Annotated in this window: 18 protein-coding genes and 1 pseudogene; 12 read left to right on the top strand and 7 right to left on the bottom strand. The window is 65.0% G+C overall.

Annotation, left to right across the window (positions count from 1 at the left end; genetic code table 11):
- The first annotated feature begins 52 nt into the window (after nucleotides 1-52).
- From ACNFHO_RS13705 to ACNFHO_RS13695, 3 genes are all read left to right on the top strand, one after another.
- Nucleotides 53-1,672: an NADP-dependent glyceraldehyde-3-phosphate dehydrogenase gene (locus ACNFHO_RS13705; RefSeq protein WP_416766654.1), complete on the top strand. Its 1,620-nt coding sequence runs from the start codon at nucleotides 53-55 to the stop codon at nucleotides 1,670-1,672.
- A gap of 100 nt (nucleotides 1,673-1,772) precedes the next feature.
- Entirely contained in the window at nucleotides 1,773-2,240 is a 468-nt protein-coding gene (locus ACNFHO_RS13700) for a VOC family protein (protein ID WP_063544492.1), read from the top strand.
- A 91-nt stretch (nucleotides 2,241-2,331) separates the two neighbouring features.
- Nucleotides 2,332-3,519 carry a hypothetical protein gene (locus ACNFHO_RS13695; protein ID WP_063544490.1) on the top strand — a complete coding sequence of 396 codons (1,188 nt, stop codon included), beginning with the start codon at nucleotides 2,332-2,334 and terminating at the stop codon, nucleotides 3,517-3,519.
- 47 nt (nucleotides 3,520-3,566) lie between these two features.
- Here the strand turns inward: ACNFHO_RS13695 and yiaY are convergent, their stop codons facing one another.
- The 3 genes from yiaY to ACNFHO_RS13680 all read right to left on the bottom strand — a co-directional run bounded on the left by yiaY (nucleotide 3,567) and on the right by ACNFHO_RS13680 (nucleotide 7,043).
- Nucleotides 3,567-4,715: an L-threonine dehydrogenase gene (yiaY, locus tag ACNFHO_RS13690; protein WP_063544488.1), complete on the bottom strand. Its 1,149-nt coding sequence runs from the start codon at nucleotides 4,713-4,715 to the stop codon at nucleotides 3,567-3,569.
- A gap of 135 nt (nucleotides 4,716-4,850) precedes the next feature.
- On the bottom strand, nucleotides 4,851-6,413 hold the full coding sequence (ilvA, locus tag ACNFHO_RS13685) for a threonine ammonia-lyase, biosynthetic (protein WP_416766653.1): 1,563 nt from the start codon (nucleotides 6,411-6,413) through the stop codon (nucleotides 4,851-4,853).
- Between the two features lie 195 nt (nucleotides 6,414-6,608).
- Nucleotides 6,609-7,043: a PACE efflux transporter gene (locus tag ACNFHO_RS13680; protein ID WP_054893942.1), complete on the bottom strand. Its 435-nt coding sequence runs from the start codon at nucleotides 7,041-7,043 to the stop codon at nucleotides 6,609-6,611.
- Nucleotides 7,044-7,193: 150 nt separating this feature from the next.
- Here ACNFHO_RS13680 and ACNFHO_RS13675 point away from each other — a divergent pair, with 150 nt between their 5' ends.
- On the top strand, nucleotides 7,194-8,384 hold the full coding sequence (locus ACNFHO_RS13675) for an MFS transporter (RefSeq protein ID WP_063544484.1): 1,191 nt from the start codon (nucleotides 7,194-7,196) through the stop codon (nucleotides 8,382-8,384).
- Here the strand turns inward: ACNFHO_RS13675 and ACNFHO_RS13670 are convergent.
- Together ACNFHO_RS13670 and ACNFHO_RS13665 are read right to left on the bottom strand one after the other, a co-directional pair.
- Nucleotides 8,334-9,389, bottom strand: a complete 1,056-nt coding sequence (locus tag ACNFHO_RS13670) for an alpha/beta hydrolase family protein (protein WP_054893940.1) — start codon at nucleotides 9,387-9,389, stop codon at nucleotides 8,334-8,336. The genes ACNFHO_RS13675 and ACNFHO_RS13670 overlap by 51 nt on opposite strands.
- 130 nt (nucleotides 9,390-9,519) lie before the next feature.
- Nucleotides 9,520-10,131 (bottom strand): FMN-dependent NADH-azoreductase, encoded by a 612-nt coding sequence (locus ACNFHO_RS13665; protein WP_054893939.1) that lies wholly within the window; start codon nucleotides 10,129-10,131, stop codon nucleotides 9,520-9,522.
- Nucleotides 10,132-10,264: 133 nt separating this feature from the next.
- Between ACNFHO_RS13665 and ACNFHO_RS13660 the strand changes: the two genes are divergently transcribed.
- Both ACNFHO_RS13660 and ACNFHO_RS13655 read left to right on the top strand, forming a co-directional pair.
- Nucleotides 10,265-11,167, top strand: a complete 903-nt coding sequence (locus ACNFHO_RS13660; protein ID WP_125930160.1) for a LysR substrate-binding domain-containing protein — start codon at nucleotides 10,265-10,267, stop codon at nucleotides 11,165-11,167.
- Complete coding sequence (locus ACNFHO_RS13655) at nucleotides 11,160-11,522, top strand: MmcQ/YjbR family DNA-binding protein (protein WP_054893937.1); 363 nt, start codon at nucleotides 11,160-11,162, stop codon at nucleotides 11,520-11,522. The genes ACNFHO_RS13660 and ACNFHO_RS13655 overlap by 8 nt, the downstream gene beginning before the upstream one ends.
- A gap of 18 nt (nucleotides 11,523-11,540) precedes the next feature.
- Here ACNFHO_RS13655 and ACNFHO_RS13650 read toward each other — a convergent pair whose 3' ends face one another.
- The gene (locus tag ACNFHO_RS13650) at nucleotides 11,541-11,975 is read right to left on the bottom strand and encodes a DUF1294 domain-containing protein (protein WP_054893936.1); all 435 of its coding nucleotides are present in this window, start codon (nucleotides 11,973-11,975) and stop codon (nucleotides 11,541-11,543) included.
- Entirely contained in the window at nucleotides 11,975-12,805 is an 831-nt protein-coding gene (locus ACNFHO_RS13645; RefSeq protein WP_054893935.1) for an undecaprenyl-diphosphate phosphatase, read from the bottom strand. The genes ACNFHO_RS13650 and ACNFHO_RS13645 overlap by 1 nt, the downstream gene beginning before the upstream one ends.
- 201 nt (nucleotides 12,806-13,006) lie before the next feature.
- Between ACNFHO_RS13645 and ACNFHO_RS13640 the strand changes: the two are divergent.
- The 6 genes and pseudogenes from ACNFHO_RS13640 to ACNFHO_RS13615 all read left to right on the top strand — a co-directional run.
- A pseudogene (locus ACNFHO_RS13640) lies at nucleotides 13,007-13,876 on the top strand (cache domain-containing protein); the annotation flags it as partial.
- Between the two features lie 138 nt (nucleotides 13,877-14,014).
- Nucleotides 14,015-14,749: a methyl-accepting chemotaxis protein gene (locus ACNFHO_RS13635; protein WP_370671098.1), complete on the top strand. Its 735-nt coding sequence runs from the start codon at nucleotides 14,015-14,017 to the stop codon at nucleotides 14,747-14,749.
- A gap of 95 nt (nucleotides 14,750-14,844) precedes the next feature.
- Nucleotides 14,845-15,411 (top strand): nicotinamide riboside transporter PnuC, encoded by a 567-nt coding sequence (gene pnuC / locus ACNFHO_RS13630; protein ID WP_054893933.1) that lies wholly within the window; start codon nucleotides 14,845-14,847, stop codon nucleotides 15,409-15,411.
- On the top strand, nucleotides 15,408-15,929 hold the full coding sequence (locus ACNFHO_RS13625; protein WP_416766652.1) for an AAA family ATPase: 522 nt from the start codon (nucleotides 15,408-15,410) through the stop codon (nucleotides 15,927-15,929). The genes pnuC and ACNFHO_RS13625 overlap by 4 nt, the downstream gene beginning before the upstream one ends.
- 329 nt (nucleotides 15,930-16,258) lie before the next feature.
- A complete protein-coding gene (locus ACNFHO_RS13620) occupies nucleotides 16,259-16,711 on the top strand; it encodes a hypothetical protein (RefSeq protein WP_054893931.1) in 453 nt (150 codons plus the stop codon).
- A 2-nt stretch (nucleotides 16,712-16,713) separates the two neighbouring features.
- Nucleotides 16,714-17,295, top strand: a complete 582-nt coding sequence (locus ACNFHO_RS13615; protein ID WP_054893966.1) for a hypothetical protein — start codon at nucleotides 16,714-16,716, stop codon at nucleotides 17,293-17,295.
- Nucleotides 17,296-17,332 lie beyond the last annotated feature (37 nt).

Below are 17,332 nucleotides of genomic sequence, written 5' to 3'. Positions count from 1 at the left end.
ATGCTCGGCTGAAGCGTTTCACCTGATCAGCTAAAAGTGAGGTGCAGTACCCATGGACCGTCTGCTCGATTCGCTGTTTCCCACCCCAGAAGACATCCCCGAGGCCTGGCGCCTGGGCGAGCCGCTGGAGCAACGCGACTATCTGGTGGCAGGGCAGCTCAGGCGCTGGGACGGGCCGCTGGCCACGGTGCGCAGCCCGGTGTGGCTCAAGGAGGGCGATCAGGAACGCCAGGTCATCCTCGGCAGCGCGCCGCTGCTCGACGCCGACACCGCCCTCACCGCCCTCGATGCCGCGGTGCAAGCCTACGACAAGGGCCGCGGCGTGTGGCCGAACATGCGTGTGGCCGAACGTATCCAGCATGTCGAAGCCTTCCTGGCGCGCATGCGCGAACAACGCGGCGCCGTGGTCAAGCTGCTGATGTGGGAGATCGGCAAGAACCTCAAGGACTCGGAAAAGGAGTTCGACCGCACCTGCGACTACATCGTCGATACCATCAACGCCCTCAAGGACCTGGACCGCCGCTCCAGCCGCTTCGAGCTGGAACAGGGCACACTCGGCCAGATCCGCCGCGCACCACTGGGCGTGGCGCTGTGCATGGGGCCGTACAACTATCCGCTCAACGAGACCTTCACCACGCTGATCCCCGCGCTGATCATGGGCAACACCGTGGTGTTCAAGCCGGCCAAGTTCGGTGTGCTGCTGATCCGTCCGCTGCTCGAAGCCTTCCGCGACAGCTTCCCGCCAGGGGTGATCAACGTCATCTATGGTCGCGGCCGCGAGACGGTCAGCGCGCTGATGGCCAGCGGCAAGGTCGATGTGTTCGCCTTCATCGGCACGCACAAGGCCGCCAGCGACCTGAAAAAGCTCCATCCGCGCCCCCATCGACTGCGGGCGGCGCTGGGCCTGGATGCCAAGAATCCGGGGATCGTGCTGCCCGAGGTGGACCTGGACAACGCCGTCGATGAAGCCTTGACCGGCGCCCTGTCGTTCAACGGCCAGCGCTGCACGGCACTGAAGATCCTGTTCGTGCACGAGGATGTGGTCGAGCCGTTCCTCGAGAAATTCCAGCGCAAGCTTGCGGCACTCAAGCCAGGCATGCCCTGGGAGCCCGGCGTTGCACTGACGCCGCTGCCGGAGCCGGGCAAGGTCGACTACCTCGATGGCCTGGTCGCCGACGCGCAGGCGCACGGCGCGAAGATCCTCAACCCGGGGGGCGGCCAGAGCCGGGGGTCGTTCTTCTACCCCGCCCTGCTGTACCCGGTGGCGCCGTCGATGCGCGTCTATCACGAAGAGCAGTTCGGCCCGCTGGTGCCGGTGGTGCCCTACCGCGACCTGCAGACGGTGATCGACTATGTGCTCGACTCCGACTACGGCCAGCAACTGAGCCTGTTCGGCAACGACCCGCAGACCGTCGGTGCGTTGGTCGACACCTTCGCCAACCAGGTCGGGCGCATCAACCTCAACGCCCAGTGCCAGCGCGGCCCGGACACCTATCCGTTCAACGGCCGCAAGAACAGCGCCGAAGGGACCTTGTCGGTGCATGACGCGCTGCGGGTATTCTCGATCCGTACCCTGGTGGCCACCAAGTTCCAAGAGTCCAACAAGACGCTGATCAGCGAGATCATCCGCAATCGCCAGTCCAGCTTCCTGACCACCGACTACATCTTCTAGCCAGCGGCCGCTTAATCGGAAAACGGCATTTGCGCATTCGTCGAAACTGTACAAATATACAGTTTCGACGAATGACCACCCTCCACAGGAGGTATGCGCAATGCCAGCCAAACCCATCCCCGAAGGCCAGCACAGCATCACGCCCTACCTGGGTATCAAGGATGCCGCCAAGGCCATCGCCTTCTACAAGCAAGCCTTCGGCGCCGTCGAGATGTTTCGCCTCGACGGCCCCGACGGTCGCGTCGGTCATGCCGAGCTGAAAATCGGCGACTCCTCGCTGATGCTCGCCGACCCCTGCGACATGGACGGTGGCCTCACCGCCAGCCAGTCGTTGCCAGGGGCTGCCATCGGCTTGCACCTGTATGTCGAGGACTGCGACAAGGTCTATGCACAGGCCGTCGCTGCCGGCGCCACGCCACTGCGAGAGGTGCAGGACCAGTTCTACGGTGATCGCAGCGGTACCTTGAAAGACCCCTTCGGCAACCTCTGGTTCGTGTCCACCCACAAGGAAGACCTGAGCCCCGAAGAGATCCACGCCCGCGCAGCCAAGCTGTTCGGCGGCAACTGAACGGGCGACGAGTCGCAAGCCGCACGCTTGAAGTTGAAAGCGCCGCGGCTTTGCTTGAAGCTTGAGGCTTGTAGCTCGGAGCTGCTATTGAATGCGAATCATCGAAAAGAACGGCGCGCAGGTGCGCACCCTCACCCCGGCCGAAGAAGAACTGCTGGCCGGGTTTGCCAGTGCCACGCTGGTTGGCCCGCGCCTGCTGCAAGCCAACCAGTGGCTGATGAAGGTGCGCAGCGCCAACCAATGGCTGGCCTGCGATTGCCGCAAGGATGCCCTGCCGGTGCTCAATGTCAGCCTCAACGGCAACACTGGCACCTTGTTCCTGCGCAATAACCCCGACACCCCGGAGCATGCTCCCGGCTGCCCTTTCACCAAGGACGAGCGCGAAGCCATGGAGCGCAGCGAGGACGTACCGCCGCCCGCCGCCTGGCTGCCACCAGACACGCCGCTGCGTCTGCTCGGCGACTTCCACCGCGCCACCACGGGTAACGGAATCGGCGGTGAGGCCGGGGAGCGCCGCGAGCAACAGCGCCTGCTGTCGCTGCTGCTGACCTGGATCGAGGCCAGCGGCCTGAACGTCTACGCCACGCACCTGAAAAAGGACCTGACCGCGCAGTTCGCCGAACTGCGCGGGGTCGCTGGCCGCTATCCGCTGCTCGAGCGGGTCCCGGCGAGCAACTACCTGGAAACGCGCCTGGACATGAAGCACATGATGATGCTCAAGGCGCGCCTGCGTGAATCCAGCGTATTCGGCAACCACCGCCGCCACGGTCTGTTGCTGGACTGCGTCGAGCAGATCAAGGGGCGCAAGCTGCTCAATGCCCGTAGCGAAGACGGTTTCGACTTCCAGGGCCATCACTTGCTCTGGGGTGGCAGCAAGACCGGCGGCCCGCTGCTGGCCTTGGCGCTGTACTCGCCCGCCACTGCCGGCAGCCACTACTACGAACTGATCCATGTCGCCAGCGTACCGGTGCTCTCACGTGCGCACTTGTTCCCGGTATACCGTGACGAGGAGCGCGAACCGCTGAAAGCCTTGGTCTCGCTGATCGACTGGATGGCGGGCAAGGGGGTCAAAGTGCTGATGCGCCGCCCGGTGATCGGCGGCGAGGTGATGGACGAGCTGGTACTGACTTCCGACCAGGACCGCGTGCTGTCGGTGTCGCTGCTGGAAAAGCCGCTCGGCCCGGAGCCCGACACGGAAAACTTCAAGCGCTACGCAGACTTCAAGAGCCCGGAAACCTTCCGCAAGTACGTGGCGGGGTTCTTCATGCGTGAGCGCTGAAGCACGGCCTTGTGCTGCTTGCCAAGGCCGTCTGTTCCTTGAGTCAACTAGAACGCCGCCTCGAAAATCGCTTCGATCTCCCCCTGGCTGGCAGTGCGCGGATTGGTCAGCCCACAGGCATCCTTCAACGCATTGGCCGCCAACACCGGCACATCTTCGCGCTTGGCCCCCAGCTCTGCCAGGCCGGAAGGGATCCCTACCGCCACGGCCAGATGCTCGATCGCCGAAATGGCCGCCCCCGCGCCCTGCTCTGCCGTCAGCCCACACACCTTCACGCCCATGGCCTTGGCCACATCGCGCAGACGCGCGGCGCTGACCTGGGCATTGAAGCGCTGCACATGCGGCAGCAACACCGCGTTGCAGACCCCATGCGGCAGGTCGTAGTAGCCACCGAGCTGATGCGCCATGGCATGTACATAACCCAGCGAAGCATTGTTGAAGGCCATGCCGGCGAGGAACTGGGCGTACGCCATGTTCTCCCGGGCTTGCAAGTCCTGGCCGTCGGCAACCGCCTGGCGCAGGTTGTCGTTGATCAACGTGATGGCCTTGAGTGCACAGGCGTCGGTGATCGGGTTGGCGGCCGTGGAGACATACGCCTCGATAGCGTGGGTCAGCGCATCCATGCCGGTGGCGGCGGTCAGGCCCTTGGGCATGCCGACCATCAGTGCCGGGTCGTTGACCGACAGGATCGGCGTGACATTGCGGTCGACGATGGCCATTTTCACGTGGCGCGATTCGTCGGTGATGATGCAGAAACGGGTCATCTCGCTGGCCGTACCGGCCGTGGTGTTGATGGCGATCAGTGGCAATTGCGGCTTGGCCGAACGGTCCACGCCTTCGTAGTCGCGAATATGCCCGCCGTTGGTTGCGCACAGGGCGATGCCCTTGGCGCAGTCATGGGGCGAGCCGCCACCGAGCGAGATCACACAATCGCAGCGTTCGCGCTGCAACAGTGCCAGGCCCGCCTCGACGTTGGCGATGCTCGGGTTGGGCTTGGCGCCGTCGAAGATCGCCGAGTCGATGTCGCGCTCGGCCAGTAGCCCGGCGATACGCTTGGCGACCCCGGCCCTGGACAGGCCTTCGTCAGTCACGATCAACGCCTTGCGCAAGCCGTAGCCGGCAATCGCCGCCATGGCTTCGTCCAGGCAATCGAGGCCCATGATGTTGACGGGTGGAATGAAGAAGGTGCTGCTCATGGCCGAGATCCTCTCAGGTTGTTGTCTGTCTACCTTCGAGGATCTGCCCTAACTGCCACACGAATGTTGATCCAGGACAAGCCGCCGTGACTGAACGGTCGACATCGCAGGCAGTCCGCGATGAGCGGCACTCGTTTACCCCAGAAACAACCGATACGCCGGATTGTCCGTCTCATCCCAGTAGCGATAGCCCATGGCCTGCAGCGCGTGGGGCATGAGGGCCTGTTCGTCGGCTGGCACCTCCAGCGCAGCGAATACCCGTGCCTCGGCAGCGCCATGGTTACGGTAGTGGAACAGGCTGATGTTCCAGTTCTGGCCCAGGCGCTCGAGAAAGCCCAGCAACGCACCTGGGCGTTCGGGGAACTCGAAGCGCAGCACCCGCTCGTCGGCGCTCGGCGCAGCATGGCCGCCGACAGTGTGGCGCACATGCAGCTTGGCCAGTTCGTTGTCGGTCAGGTCGAGTACCTCATAGCCCTGCGCCCGCAAGCTGTCCAGCAGGCCCTCGCGCGGGTCGTGCTGCGGATGGGTTTGCACGCCGACGAACAGCCGGGCTTCCTTGCCAGGGTGGTAGCGGTAGTTGAACTCGGTCACCTGGCGCTTGCCCAGGGCCTGGCAGAAAGCGCGAAAGCTCCCCGGCCGCTCAGGGATGGTGACCGCGATCACCGCCTCACGCTGCTCGCCGAGCTCGGCACGCTCGGCCACATGGCGCAAGCGGTCGAAATTGATGTTGGCCCCAGAGTCGATGGCGACCAGGGTCTGCCCACGGACGGCATCTCGCGCCACGTACTTCTTGATACCGGCCACGGCCAGCGCGCCGGAAGGCTCGGTGATCGATCGGGTATCGTCGTAGATGTCCTTGATCGCCGCGCACAGCTCATCGCTGCTGACGGTGATCACTTCATCGACGAAATGCCGGCACAACTCGAAGCAATGGGCACCGACCTGGGCCACCGCCACGCCGTCGGCAAAGGTGCCGACCTGCGCCAGTACCACTCGCTCGCCAGCGGCCAGCGCGGCCTGCAGGCAGTTGGAGTCCTCGGGCTCGACACCGATCACCTTGACCTGCGGACGCAAGTACTTCACGTAGGCGGCGATCCCCGCGATCAAACCTCCGCCACCGACCGGGACGAAGATCGCATCCAGGGCGCCCGGGTGCTGGCGCAGGATCTCCATGGCCACGGTGCCCTGCCCGGCGATCACGTCGGGATCGTCGAACGGCGGCACGAACGTCGCTCCCTGGCGGTCGGCCAGTTGCAGCGCATGGGCCAAGGCATGGGGGAAGCTTTCGCCATGCAGCACCACGTTGCCGCCGCGCGAGCGCACACCGGCGATCTTCAGTTCAGGGGTGGTGGTGGGCATGACGATGGTCGCCGTCATGCCCAGGTGCGCTGCGGCCAGCGCCACGCCCTGGGCATGGTTGCCGGCGGAAGCGGTGATCACGCCACGCTCGCGCTGGACCTGGGACAGGCGCGACAGCCGGGTATAGGCACCGCGGATCTTGAACGAGAAGGTCGGTTGCAGGTCTTCGCGCTTGAGCAACACCTGGTTGCCGAGGCTGGTGGACAGCGCCGGGGCCGCCTGCAGCGGGGTTTCGATGGCCAGGTCGTACACGGGCGCTGCAAGAATGCGCCGCACCTGCTCCGACAGCAGCTGCTGGGGCGTGACGGGGGAACGGGGGCTGACGCTCAGATTGCTCATCGATGACTCCTGGGGTTTGCAGATGCCCAGGAGTCGAGAAGAAAAAACCCGCCTCCAGGGCGGGTTTCGGTGCCAGTGCGCGCTAGCCCGCCAATCCGATAATGGCGGTAATAATAATCAGGCCGAAGGTGCGCACAGGCGAGTAGGTATTCATGGTGTAGGAACTTATCCCGCCAAACCGTAGGAAGTCAACTTTCAGCAGCGCGCCTGTTGCTGTGCCGACAGCGGCACGTCGAAGACCTTGTCAAAGCCCCACTGGAAGACGAAGGCATAGACGAAGAAGAACACGAACAGGGCCAGGTTGGTGAGCAACGCGCTCCACAGGCTGATATCCAGCCAGAACGCCACCAGCGGCAGCAGGATCAGCACCAGCCCACCCTCGAAGCCCAGCGCATGCAGCAAGCGGCGGAACCAGGTACGGGTACGCTGCGCCTGGCGTGCTTCCCAGCGCTCGAAGGCCCAGTTGTAGCCCATGTTCCAGCTCATGGCGATGCCCGACATCAGGATCGAGAGTATCGTCGAATGAGCCATGCCGGCGTCGAACATCAGCGACAGCGCAGGCGCCACGCACGCCACGGCGATGACTTCGTAGAGAATGGCCTGGACGACCTTGCGGGCCTTGCCTTGCATGGAGCACTCCTTGGCGGAAACGGAAGGAGACGGTACGCCGGTTCAGGCACCGGTTCAAGCACAGGAATCGTGTGGGAAAATCGTTAGGCTGCTTTCTTTTATCCCTCCAGCCAGCCATGATTGCTGCACCGCCCGCCCGCGAACACCGCCATGACCGCCCCAGCCCCAACGCCTGTCAGCACCACCGCCCTGACCCTGCAGATCCTTTCGATCGTCTTCTACACCTTCGTCGCCTTCCTGTGCATCGGCCTGCCCATCGCGGTGCTGCCCGGCCATGTACACGACCAGTTGGGCATGGGTGCGGTGATCGCCGGCCTGACCATCGGCTTGCAATACCTCGCCACCTTGCTCAGCAGGCCCTTCGCCGGTCGCGTGGCCGATAGCCTGGGCGGCAAGCAGGCGATTCGCTACGGGCTGTATGGCATTGCCGGTTGCGGCGTGCTGACCCTGCTGTCGGCCTGGTCCCTCGCCCTGCCCTCGCTGAGCCTGGCGTTGCTGCTGGCCGGGCGTGTGCTGCTGGGGGTCGCCCAAGGCCTGATCGGCGTCGCCACGCTGAGCTGGGGCATCGGCCAGGTCGGTGCCGAACACACCGCGCGGGTGATCTCCTGGAATGGCATCGCCTCCTACGGCGCCATCGCCATCGGCGCGCCCGCCGGGGTGGTGATGGTCGGCCAACTGAGCTTCGTTGCCCTCGGCCCGGCCTTGCTGGTGATGGCGCTGCTGGCCCTGTGGGTGCTGCGCGGCCGCCCGGACGTAGTAGTGGTGCGCGGTGAGCGCCTGCCCTTCTGGTCCGCCTTTGGCCGCGTTGCACCCTGCGGCATGGGGCTGACACTGGCGTCGATCGGCTACGGCACCCTGACCACCTTTGTCACCCTCTACTACCTGGAGCAAGGCTGGGTTGGCGCGGCCTGGTGCCTGAGCGCCTTCGGCCTGTGCTTCATCGTCTCGCGGCTGTTGTTCGTCAACGCGGTCAACCGCTTCGGCGGCTATAACGTGGCGATCGCGTGCATGGCCACCGAAGTGCTGGGGCTGACCCTGCTGTGGCTGGCGCCTGCACCGGGATGGGCTTTGGTTGGGGCGGGGCTCACCGGCTTTGGCTTGTCGCTGGTGTATCCGGCGCTGGGCGTGGAGGCGATCAGGCAGGTGCCCAGCGCCAGCCGGGGCGCGGGGCTCGGGGCCTACGCGGTGTTCTTCGACCTGGCATTGGGCCTGGCCGGCCCGGTAATGGGCGCGGTAGCCGTGCACCTGGGGTACGCGTCGATCTTCTGCGTGGCAGCGCTGCTGGCACTGTCAGGGGTGGGCCTGGTCCTGCTGCTGGCTCGCCGCGCCGACCGCCGCTGAACGCTCGGCGGGCTCCGGGGCTCCCAGCGCCTGGCTGAAGAACGCCGCAGCCTCGCTCTGCAGGCCCCGGTGCACCTGGCGACGGTCGATGCCGTCGGCATCCTTGCACAACACCGCCATGCGCTGGCGCTGTTCGTCGTCGCAGGGTGCCATGAACACGAAATGTCCAGCGCCAGACAACAGACGGTAGTCGGGCGTGACCGGCAACTTGCGCGCCAGGGCGCTGGCGTTGCGGTCGACTGCAAGCAACTGGTCCTGGTCGCCGCTGTAGATCAGTGCGGGCACATGCACGCCGGCCAGGGCATGGCGGCCAAACATCAGGCTCAATGGCGCCATCAGCATCACCGCACCGACACGCGGGTCGGACTGCGGGGTCAACTCGCTGCGGTCGGCGATCAACACGCCATGGGTCTTGCAGGCATCGGCATCCATCGGACGTTCCAGGCAATAGTTGCGCAGTCGCTCAAGGTCTGGCTGGGCGCCCGACAGGATCAATGCAGTCTCCCCGCCTGCCGAGTAGCCGATCACGCCAACCTTGCCCTGGCTGAGGTAAGGGCTGAGCAGGTGATCCGCACGCGCCGCGGTGATCGCGGCGCTGACCTGCAAGGGGCGGCCGTAGAGGTTGCTGAGCTTGCCCAGCCGACTGTGGTCGCGAAGGTTGTCGCCCGGGTGGGTGACGGCCACCACCACGAAGCCCTGGCGGGCCAGCGAGGTCGCCAGGTCGTGCAACGCCACCGGGGTGCCGGTATTGCCATGGGAGACCACCAGCAGCGGGAACTGGCCCATGGCGACCGGCGCCTCTTCGGCCACCCGCAGGGTGTAGCCTTCGATGCGCGTAGGCCGCGCCGGGCTGCTGCTGGGATAGAACACCAGGGCCTGCATGGGCTGGGCATCCACCGGGTCGGCAAGCGTGAGGCGATGCAGGCCGGCCACCCAAGGTGAAGCCTCGGCACGGGCCAGCAGGCCGCCGAGCAGGAGCAACGTCAACAGGGCACGGGTTTTCATCGCGAGCGTCTCTCCCCTCGAGGCGGACGAGTAGCATAAGCATAGAAGCTACGCGATGGACGACAGATGAAACATCCATGAAAAAGCCGGCTGTCGCACAAGGCGACAGCCGGCTTTTTCGGGGTTCGGATCAGGCTGCGGCGAACAACTCGTTGGCAATCTGCGCCTGGGCAGCGTCGATGGCCTTGCTGCGATGCTCAGGGCCATACGCCAGGCCGTGGGCGCGGACGATTTCCAGGTCGGTGATGCCGATGAAGCCCAGGAACACCTTGAGGAAGTCTTCATGGCCGACACCGCTTGGCTGGCCCTGGTGCAGGCCACCGGCAGTGGACACCAGCACGACTTTCTTGTCGCCGCACAGGCCTTCCGGGCCCGCTTCGGTGTAGCGGAAGGTCTGACCGGCGACGGCCACGCGATCGATCCAGGCCTTGAGCTGGGTCGGCACGGTGAAGTTGTACATCGGAGCACCGATCACCACGGCGTCGGCGGCGAGGAACTCGGCCAGGGTTTCGGCACTCAGGCGGGCTTCGTGGGCCAGGGCGGCGTCACGGGCTTCTTCGGGGGTGCCGGCGGCGACCAGGGTCGCGGCCGAGAAGTGGCTGATGGCATCGGCAGCGAGGTCGCGGTAGATGACTTCGACGCTAGGATCGGCGGCCTTCCAGGCATCGACCACTTCGCGGCTCAACTGGCGGGAGGCGGAATTGTCGCCCAGGATGCTCGAATCGATGTGCAACAGTTTCATGGGACTCTCCTGTGAATGAAGACCGCGGCGGTGGGCGATCACGATGGAGAGAATCCTACACAGGCGACGAATAGCTGATTAGTCGGCAAAAATGCGTTAGTTTGTTCCACTGATGGAACAGTGAGATATCCATATGCAAGACCTCAACGACCTCTTCTACTTCGCCCGGGTGGTCGAGGCCGGTGGCTTCGCCGCCGCCGGGCGCCAGTTGGGCATCCCCAAGTCGCGCCTGTCGCGGCGTATCGCGGAACTCGAGGAGCGCCTGGGCACGCGCCTGCTGCAGCGCACGACCCGGCAACTGAAGCTGACCGCCGTCGGTGAACGTTACCTGCACCACTGCCAGGCCATGCTGCTGGAGGCCGAGATGGCCGACGAAGCCGTCGCCAGCATGACCAGCGAGCCGCGTGGACGCCTGCGGGTATCTAGCCCGGTAGCCCTGGCACATGCCTTTTTACCAGACATCATCAGCCGCTTTCTCGCCCAGTACCCGCTGGTCCAACTGGAGATGGTGCTGCTCAATCGCCGTGTCGACCTGATCGCCGAAGGTATCGATGTGGCGCTGCGGGTGCGCGACCTGGGGGACGAGGACCCGGCCCTGGCCACCCGCCGCCTGCGCCAGGCGCAGATGTACCTGGTGGCAGCACCTGGATTCGCCGACGGGCTCGAGCACCCGTCGCAATTGGCGGGGCTGCCGGTGCTGGGAGCGGCGGATGCCGATCGCCTGGTGCACTTTCGCCTCATCGGGCCGGGCGGTGAGGAGCAGGAGATCGCCCTGGAACCGCGCCTGACCATCGATGACTTCGTTGTGCGCAAGGCCTCGGCCCGCGCAGGCCTGGGCTTTACCGCCCTGCCAAGCAACTATTGCGAAGAAGAACTGGAACGCGGTGAACTGGTGCACCTGCTGCCGGAGTGGTCACTGCCAGGGGGTTACCTGCAGGCAGTGTATCCGCACCGACGGGGTGTGTTGCCTGCAGTGCGGGTATGGATCGATCACCTGGCGGCCTCGTTCGAGGCCTGTGGAGAGCGTTATGTCTGAACGACGCATGAGCCCCGAGCAGGTGGCAGCGTTCTGCCTGAGCCTGCCCGGCGCGCGGGAGGATTACAAATGGGGCGGAATCCGGGTGTTCTCGGTGGCCGGTAACAAGATGTTCGCCGTGCTTGACCTGCCGGGAGCAGGCTTGATGTTCAAGGTCGCCGACGAGCTGTTTCTCGGTTATTGCGACCGTCCCGGCGTACGGCCGGCGCCTTATCTGGCGAGGGCGCGCTGGATCAGCATGCTGCCTCCCTACCCCATGGGCCGGGAGGAGTTGACCGATCTGCTGCAGCGTTCGCACCAGCTGGTGGTGCGACGCTTGCCCAAGCGCTTGCAGGTGGGCTTGTTGGCGGATTGAGGATTGCTCGGCGCTCGCTCAGCCCATCAACCCCAGCCAGCGCCCACCCAGCACCAGGCGATCCAGCCAGAACACCTGGTGCAACGCGACGATTGCCCAGAACACCATCTGGTACGACAGCTTGCGGGTCTTGTGCCGGAACAGTTGCTGCGCCAGCAAGGCCCCCGGCCAACCACCGAGCAGCTCGCTGGCGTGGAGGATTTTCTCGGGCGTGCGCCAGGCCTGGGTGCGGGCCTGTCGCTTGTCCTGCCAGTACAACAACAGGCAGATCAGGCTGGCCGCCGGATACAGCGCCAGGGGCAGCCAGGACTGGCCGCTCCAGGCCATCTGCGCCACCCCCACGCCCGGTAGCAGGCACAAGACCAGCAGCACCAGCAACTTCAGGCGCAGGTTGCGCACGCCCTCGCCTGCCTGGCCAGCGTCGCGCCGCCCGGCACTTTGCCCGCGTGCCATCAGCCGTGCGCCGTGGCCCAGTCAACCCAGCCGAACTGCCAGGTCGCCAGGATCAGCAGGCCGAAGGCAATGCGGTACCAGGCAAAGACCGCGTAGCTGTGGTTGGCGATGAACTTGAGCAACGCACGCACCGCGATCATGGCGAAGATGAACGACACCACGAAGCCGATGGCGAACACCGGCAGGTCGGCCGGCTGGAACAGGTCGCGGTACTTGTAGCCCGAATACACCGCGGCACCGACCATGGTCGGCATCGCCAGGAAGAACGAGAACTCGGTCGCGGCCTTGCGCGACAGGCCGAACAGCAGGCCGCCGATGATGGTCGAGCCCGAACGCGAGGTCCCCGGGATCATCGCCAGGCACTGCACCAGGCCAACCTTCAGGGCATGGGACCAGCGCATGTCATCGACATGGTCGACCTCGATACGGTGATCGCGGCGCTCGGCCCAGAGCATGATGAAGCCACCCACCACCAACGCCACCGCCACGGTGATCGGGTTGAACAGGTACTCGTGGATCAGGTCGGCGAACAGTACGCCAAGCACTACCGCCGGCAGGAAGGCGATCAGCAGGTTGGCCGTGAAGCGCCGCGCCCTGGGCTGGCTCGACAGGCCGAATACCACTTCGAAAATCTTGCTGCGAAACTCCCACACCACCGCCAGGATCGCGCCCAGCTGAATGATGATGTTGAACGCCATCGCGCGCTCACCGCCAAAATCGATCAGGTCGGCCACGATGATCTGGTGGCCGGTACTGGAAATCGGCAGGAACTCGGTCAAGCCCTCGACGATACCCAGGATGATTGCCTGGAAGGCACTCCAAAAATCCATCAACTCCCCCAATGGACACTGCTCCTGGCAGCACCCTAGTTCTTTTCGATTACAAATATTCACCGCACGCGCGGCGACGCGTGTTTTACAGCCTTCGTTAGTCACAACACCAGCAAAAAAGTGCGCCGCGGCTAAAGGTTTCATCTTGCGCGGCCGAAATCCTATCAGAGGCCCCGCACGAAGGCTTGCGCGGGATGCAACATGGATTGTCGAGCGCGGCACTTAGCCGTTGGTCGACTGGGTTGCCGGCATCCGGTCATGGTTGGATGCTGCTCATATAAAAAGAACAAGACATGGAGTGACCTTTTGATGAAGACCTTGAGATCGATGTCGATCAGCCGTCGTCTGTGGCTGATCCTGCTCGTGGCCGTCGCCATGCTGTTGGTCCTGGGGCTGCTGATGCTGCGCCAGATCCATGGCGACCTGTACCAGGCCAAGGCGCAGAAGACCCAGCACGTGGTCGAGACTGCCGTGGGCGTGCTCGCCTACTACCAGGGGCTGGAGGCCGCCGGCAGCCTCGATCGGCAAAGCGCCCAGCAGCAGGCGCTGCAGGTGGTGCGAAGCCTGCGCTACGACAAGGATGACTATTTCTGGATCAACGACCTGCAACCGAAGATGGTCATGCATCCGGTCAACGCCAAGCTCGATGGCCAGGACCTGTCGGCGATCCGCGATCCTGACGGCTTTGCCGTGTTCAACGAGATGGTGACCCTGGCCAAGGCCCAGGGCGCAGGTCCGGTCAACTACCGCTGGCCCAAGCCCGGCGCCAGCGAGCCGGTGGCCAAGACCTCCTATATAGAACTGTTCAAACCCTGGGGCTGGATCATCGGCTCGGGGGTCTACGTCGACGACGTCCAGGACGAATTCGCCCGCCAGGTCCGCGAGGCCTCGCTGGTCGGGCTGGTCATTGCCCTGGTGATGGGGCTGGTGGTGTGGCTGATCGCCCGCAGCATCGCCCGTCCGCTGCACGAGGCGGTGCAGGCCATGGGCAACATCGCCAGTGGCGAGAGCGACCTGACCCGCCGGCTGGACACCCACGGACGCGACGAAATCACCCACCTGGGCGAGTACTTCAACCGCTTCAACGGCAAGCTGCAGGGCGTGGTCGGCCAGTTGCAGGGCACAGCCCATGCCCTGGCCCAGTCTGCCGGGCACGTCGGCGACAACGCCGGCAGCGCCCAGCAGCGCAGTGCCCAGCAATCCTTGCAGATGGACCAGGTGGCCACGGCGGTCAACGAGGTCACCTACGCGGTGCAGGATGTAGCGAAGAATGCCGAGCAGGCGGCCGTGGAAATGCGCGCCGCGCAGCAGCAGGTCGGTCAGGGCCAGCAGGCGATCCATGGCAGCCTGCAGCAGATCGACCGGTTGTCGGCGACCATCGATCAGGCCCAGGGGGTGATCCGCGACCTGGCCGGGCACAGCACCAAGATTGGTGGCGTACTGGAAGTGATCCGCTCGATCGCCGAGCAGACCAACCTGCTGGCCCTCAACGCCGCCATCGAGGCCGCCCGCGCTGGCGAGCAGGGCCGCGGCTTTGCCGTAGTCGCCGACGAGGTACGCCTGCTGGCCCAGCGCACGGCGCAGTCCACTGCCGAGATCCAGACCATGATCGAGCATCTGCAGGGCCAGTCGGATGCCGCCGTCCGGGCCATCGACACCAGTAGCGAAGCATCGCGCCAGACCGTCGAACAGGCCCGCGAAGCCGGTACCAGCCTTGCAGCCATCGAACAGGCACTGCATACCCTGGCAGCGCTGAACACCTCGATCGCCAGCGCCACCCTGCAGCAGTCCCATGTGGTCGAGGAAATCAACCGCAACGTGCTCGACACCGCGGGCCTTTCGCAACAGACCGCCGAGGCGGCGCGCCAATCCAGCGATGCCGGTGTTGCCCTGGCCCGCCTGAGCGAGGAGCTCGAGCAGTTGTTGCGACAATTCAGGGTCTGACCTCCAGGGGGCGCTACGGCGCCCCTTGTTGCAGAGATTCACCTTCCCCTGCCCTCAAGCTACAATCGCGCCCTTTCCCCTCCGAAGGATCGCCGATGTCCGGCCTCGAACTCTTCGCCGCCGCGCTCGGCGTCATCGCCGTCTGGCTCACGGTCAGGCAGAACATCTGGTGCTGGCCGATCGGCCTGGTGATGGTGCTGCTCTACAGCTGGATCTTCTACGACGTGAAGCTGTATTCGGACATGCTCCTGCAAGTGGTCTATGCCGTGCTCAACCTCTATGGCTGGTGGCAATGGACGCGGCCGGACCGCGTCGAGGACGCGCGCCGGGTATCACGCCTGGACACCGCTACGGTGCTGCGCGGACTGGGCTTGGGCCTGCTGGCGAGCGCCGCCCTGGGGGCCGCCATGGCCCACTGGACCGACGCCGCCCAACCCTGGCTGGATGCAGCGCTGACCGGGTTCAGTCTGGTCGCGCAGGTGTGGATGGCACAAAAACGCCTGCAATGCTGGGCGTTGTGGTTCGTGGTCGATGTGATTTTCGTCGGACTGTTCCTGTACAAGGGCTTGTACCTGACCGCCGCGTTGTACGCCCTGTTCACCCTGATCGCCGTGCGCGGTTGGCTGGAGTGGCGGCGCGATCCGGCGCTGGCCGGCGCATGAAGGTCCTGGTCCTGTGCGGCCCTGAATCCAGTGGCAAGAGCTGGCTCAGTGGCGAGATCCAGCACCGTTTCGGTGGCATCACCGTCGGCGAATACGTACGCCATTTCATCGACACCGAGCAGCGCGATACCTGTTACGCCGACATCCCGGCCATCGCCCGCGGGCAACTGGCCTGGGAGGACGAGGCGCGGGCAGCCTCGCCTTCGCTGCTGATCCTCGATACCCACCTGCTGAGCAACCTGTTGTGGAGTCGCGTGTTGTTCGGCGACTGCCCTGCATGGCTGGAACAAGCGCTGCTGGCCAGGCACTACGACCTGCACCTGCTGCTCAGTCCGGAGGGTGTGGAATGGATTGGCGATGGCCAGCGCTGCCAGCCGCGGCTTGAGGAGCGCCAGGCGTTCTTCGATGACAGCCTGCACTGGCTACAACAGCATCGCCAGCCACTGCGGGTCATTGAGGGGGGCTGGCAGCAGCGCCGGGATGACGCGCTGGCGGCGGTGGCCGAACTCCTGGGGTGAGCCCAGCGGCCCCTCAGCAAGGCGGGACTGTTAACTCACTGATACACCCAATCGCCATCAAACCCCTATTGCCGGGGCCTTCCCCACACTTTCGAGTGAACTGTCACAGCGCTGATACACCCCCTCCGCACCCCGCCAGATCGCCCGTGCTTCGGCCCTTGACGGGCGACGACCCGGCACCTTGTATCAACGCTGATACAGCAGAAAACCGGCACTGCCACCCCACTCGCACAACCCACTGATAAATCGGCAAAAAGCAAAACCGGCACGGCTTTCGCTCTCTGTTCTGGCAACGCTCAAGGGCCAGCGCACAGAAAGGGAGCACCGCCGTGGGGAACCAGCACAACACACTGCCTGCACTGCTCGTTCTGGCTTGCCTTGCCGCCACATCGATTGCACCGCCGGCCCTCGCTGGCGGCAACGGGGTGATCGTCCTCAATCGCGATGTCCAGCCGCGTCAGGCTGATCGCCGAACCGGCACGCCAGACCCCTACCCGACCACCGCCAACACCAACGAGTCGGCACGCATCCAGGCCCAGACCAACAACGAACTGACCGACGGCGACTTCGCCAGCGTCGCCAGCGGTTCGACCGTCAGCCGCATCTTCCAGCCCGACAACTCCGGCAATCTGCGCGGCATGGGCACCGCCCAGTCGCAATTGCCCGGCATGCCAGGCGGCTCCGGTGCCGGGGCGTCCGGCGCCAACAGCATCTCCAACACGGTCAACCAGAACGTTCAGCGCGGCATGGCGCCGCTGCAGATCCTGACCCGGGGCCAATGATCATGCAGACCCTCAACCTCTCCCTGCTGTGCCTGGCCCTGGGCTGCAGCGCCAGCGCCTTCGCCGGCTCCCCTGTGGTCGACAACGCCACCCTCGACGCCAGTGGCCGCGCCTACCAGGGCAACCTCAACATCAACCAGGCCGCGGGTGACGCCCTGCAACAGGCCAACGTGAAAGCCATCGCCATCGGCACCGAAGGCCAGGCCAGCACGCAGATCCGCCAACGCAGCGACTTTCGCGCCAACAGTGCGCTCGACGCCCACGCCAGCATCAATGGCAATGCCTTCAGCAACGGCAACGGCATGCTGGGCATCAACCAATCGGCGGGCGCCGCCACGCAGCAGGCCAACGCGGTGCGCATCAGCATCAGCGCAATTGCACAGAGCATCGACGACAGCATTCTCAGCCAGCAGAACGTCTCGCTGGCCAACAGCTCCGACGCAACTGATCACACACCCGGCAGTCGCCAGGTCACGACCAGTGACCAGGCCTTCACCGGCAGCCGTGGCGTGATCCAGTTGAATCAGAGCGCCGGGGTGGGCAACCGAATGGCCAACACCCTGAGCGTCCGGGTCGCGGATTGACCCGATCAGCAACACAACACTTAACAACGAAAATATA

The sequence above is a fragment of the Pseudomonas sp. NY15374 genome (assembly GCF_048068255.1).
In the GTDB taxonomy this organism is placed as follows: domain Bacteria; phylum Pseudomonadota; class Gammaproteobacteria; order Pseudomonadales; family Pseudomonadaceae; genus Aquipseudomonas; species Aquipseudomonas machongensis.
The sequence above is the reverse complement of the archived record's forward strand: the minus strand, read 5'-3'. Positions and strand labels throughout refer to the sequence as shown.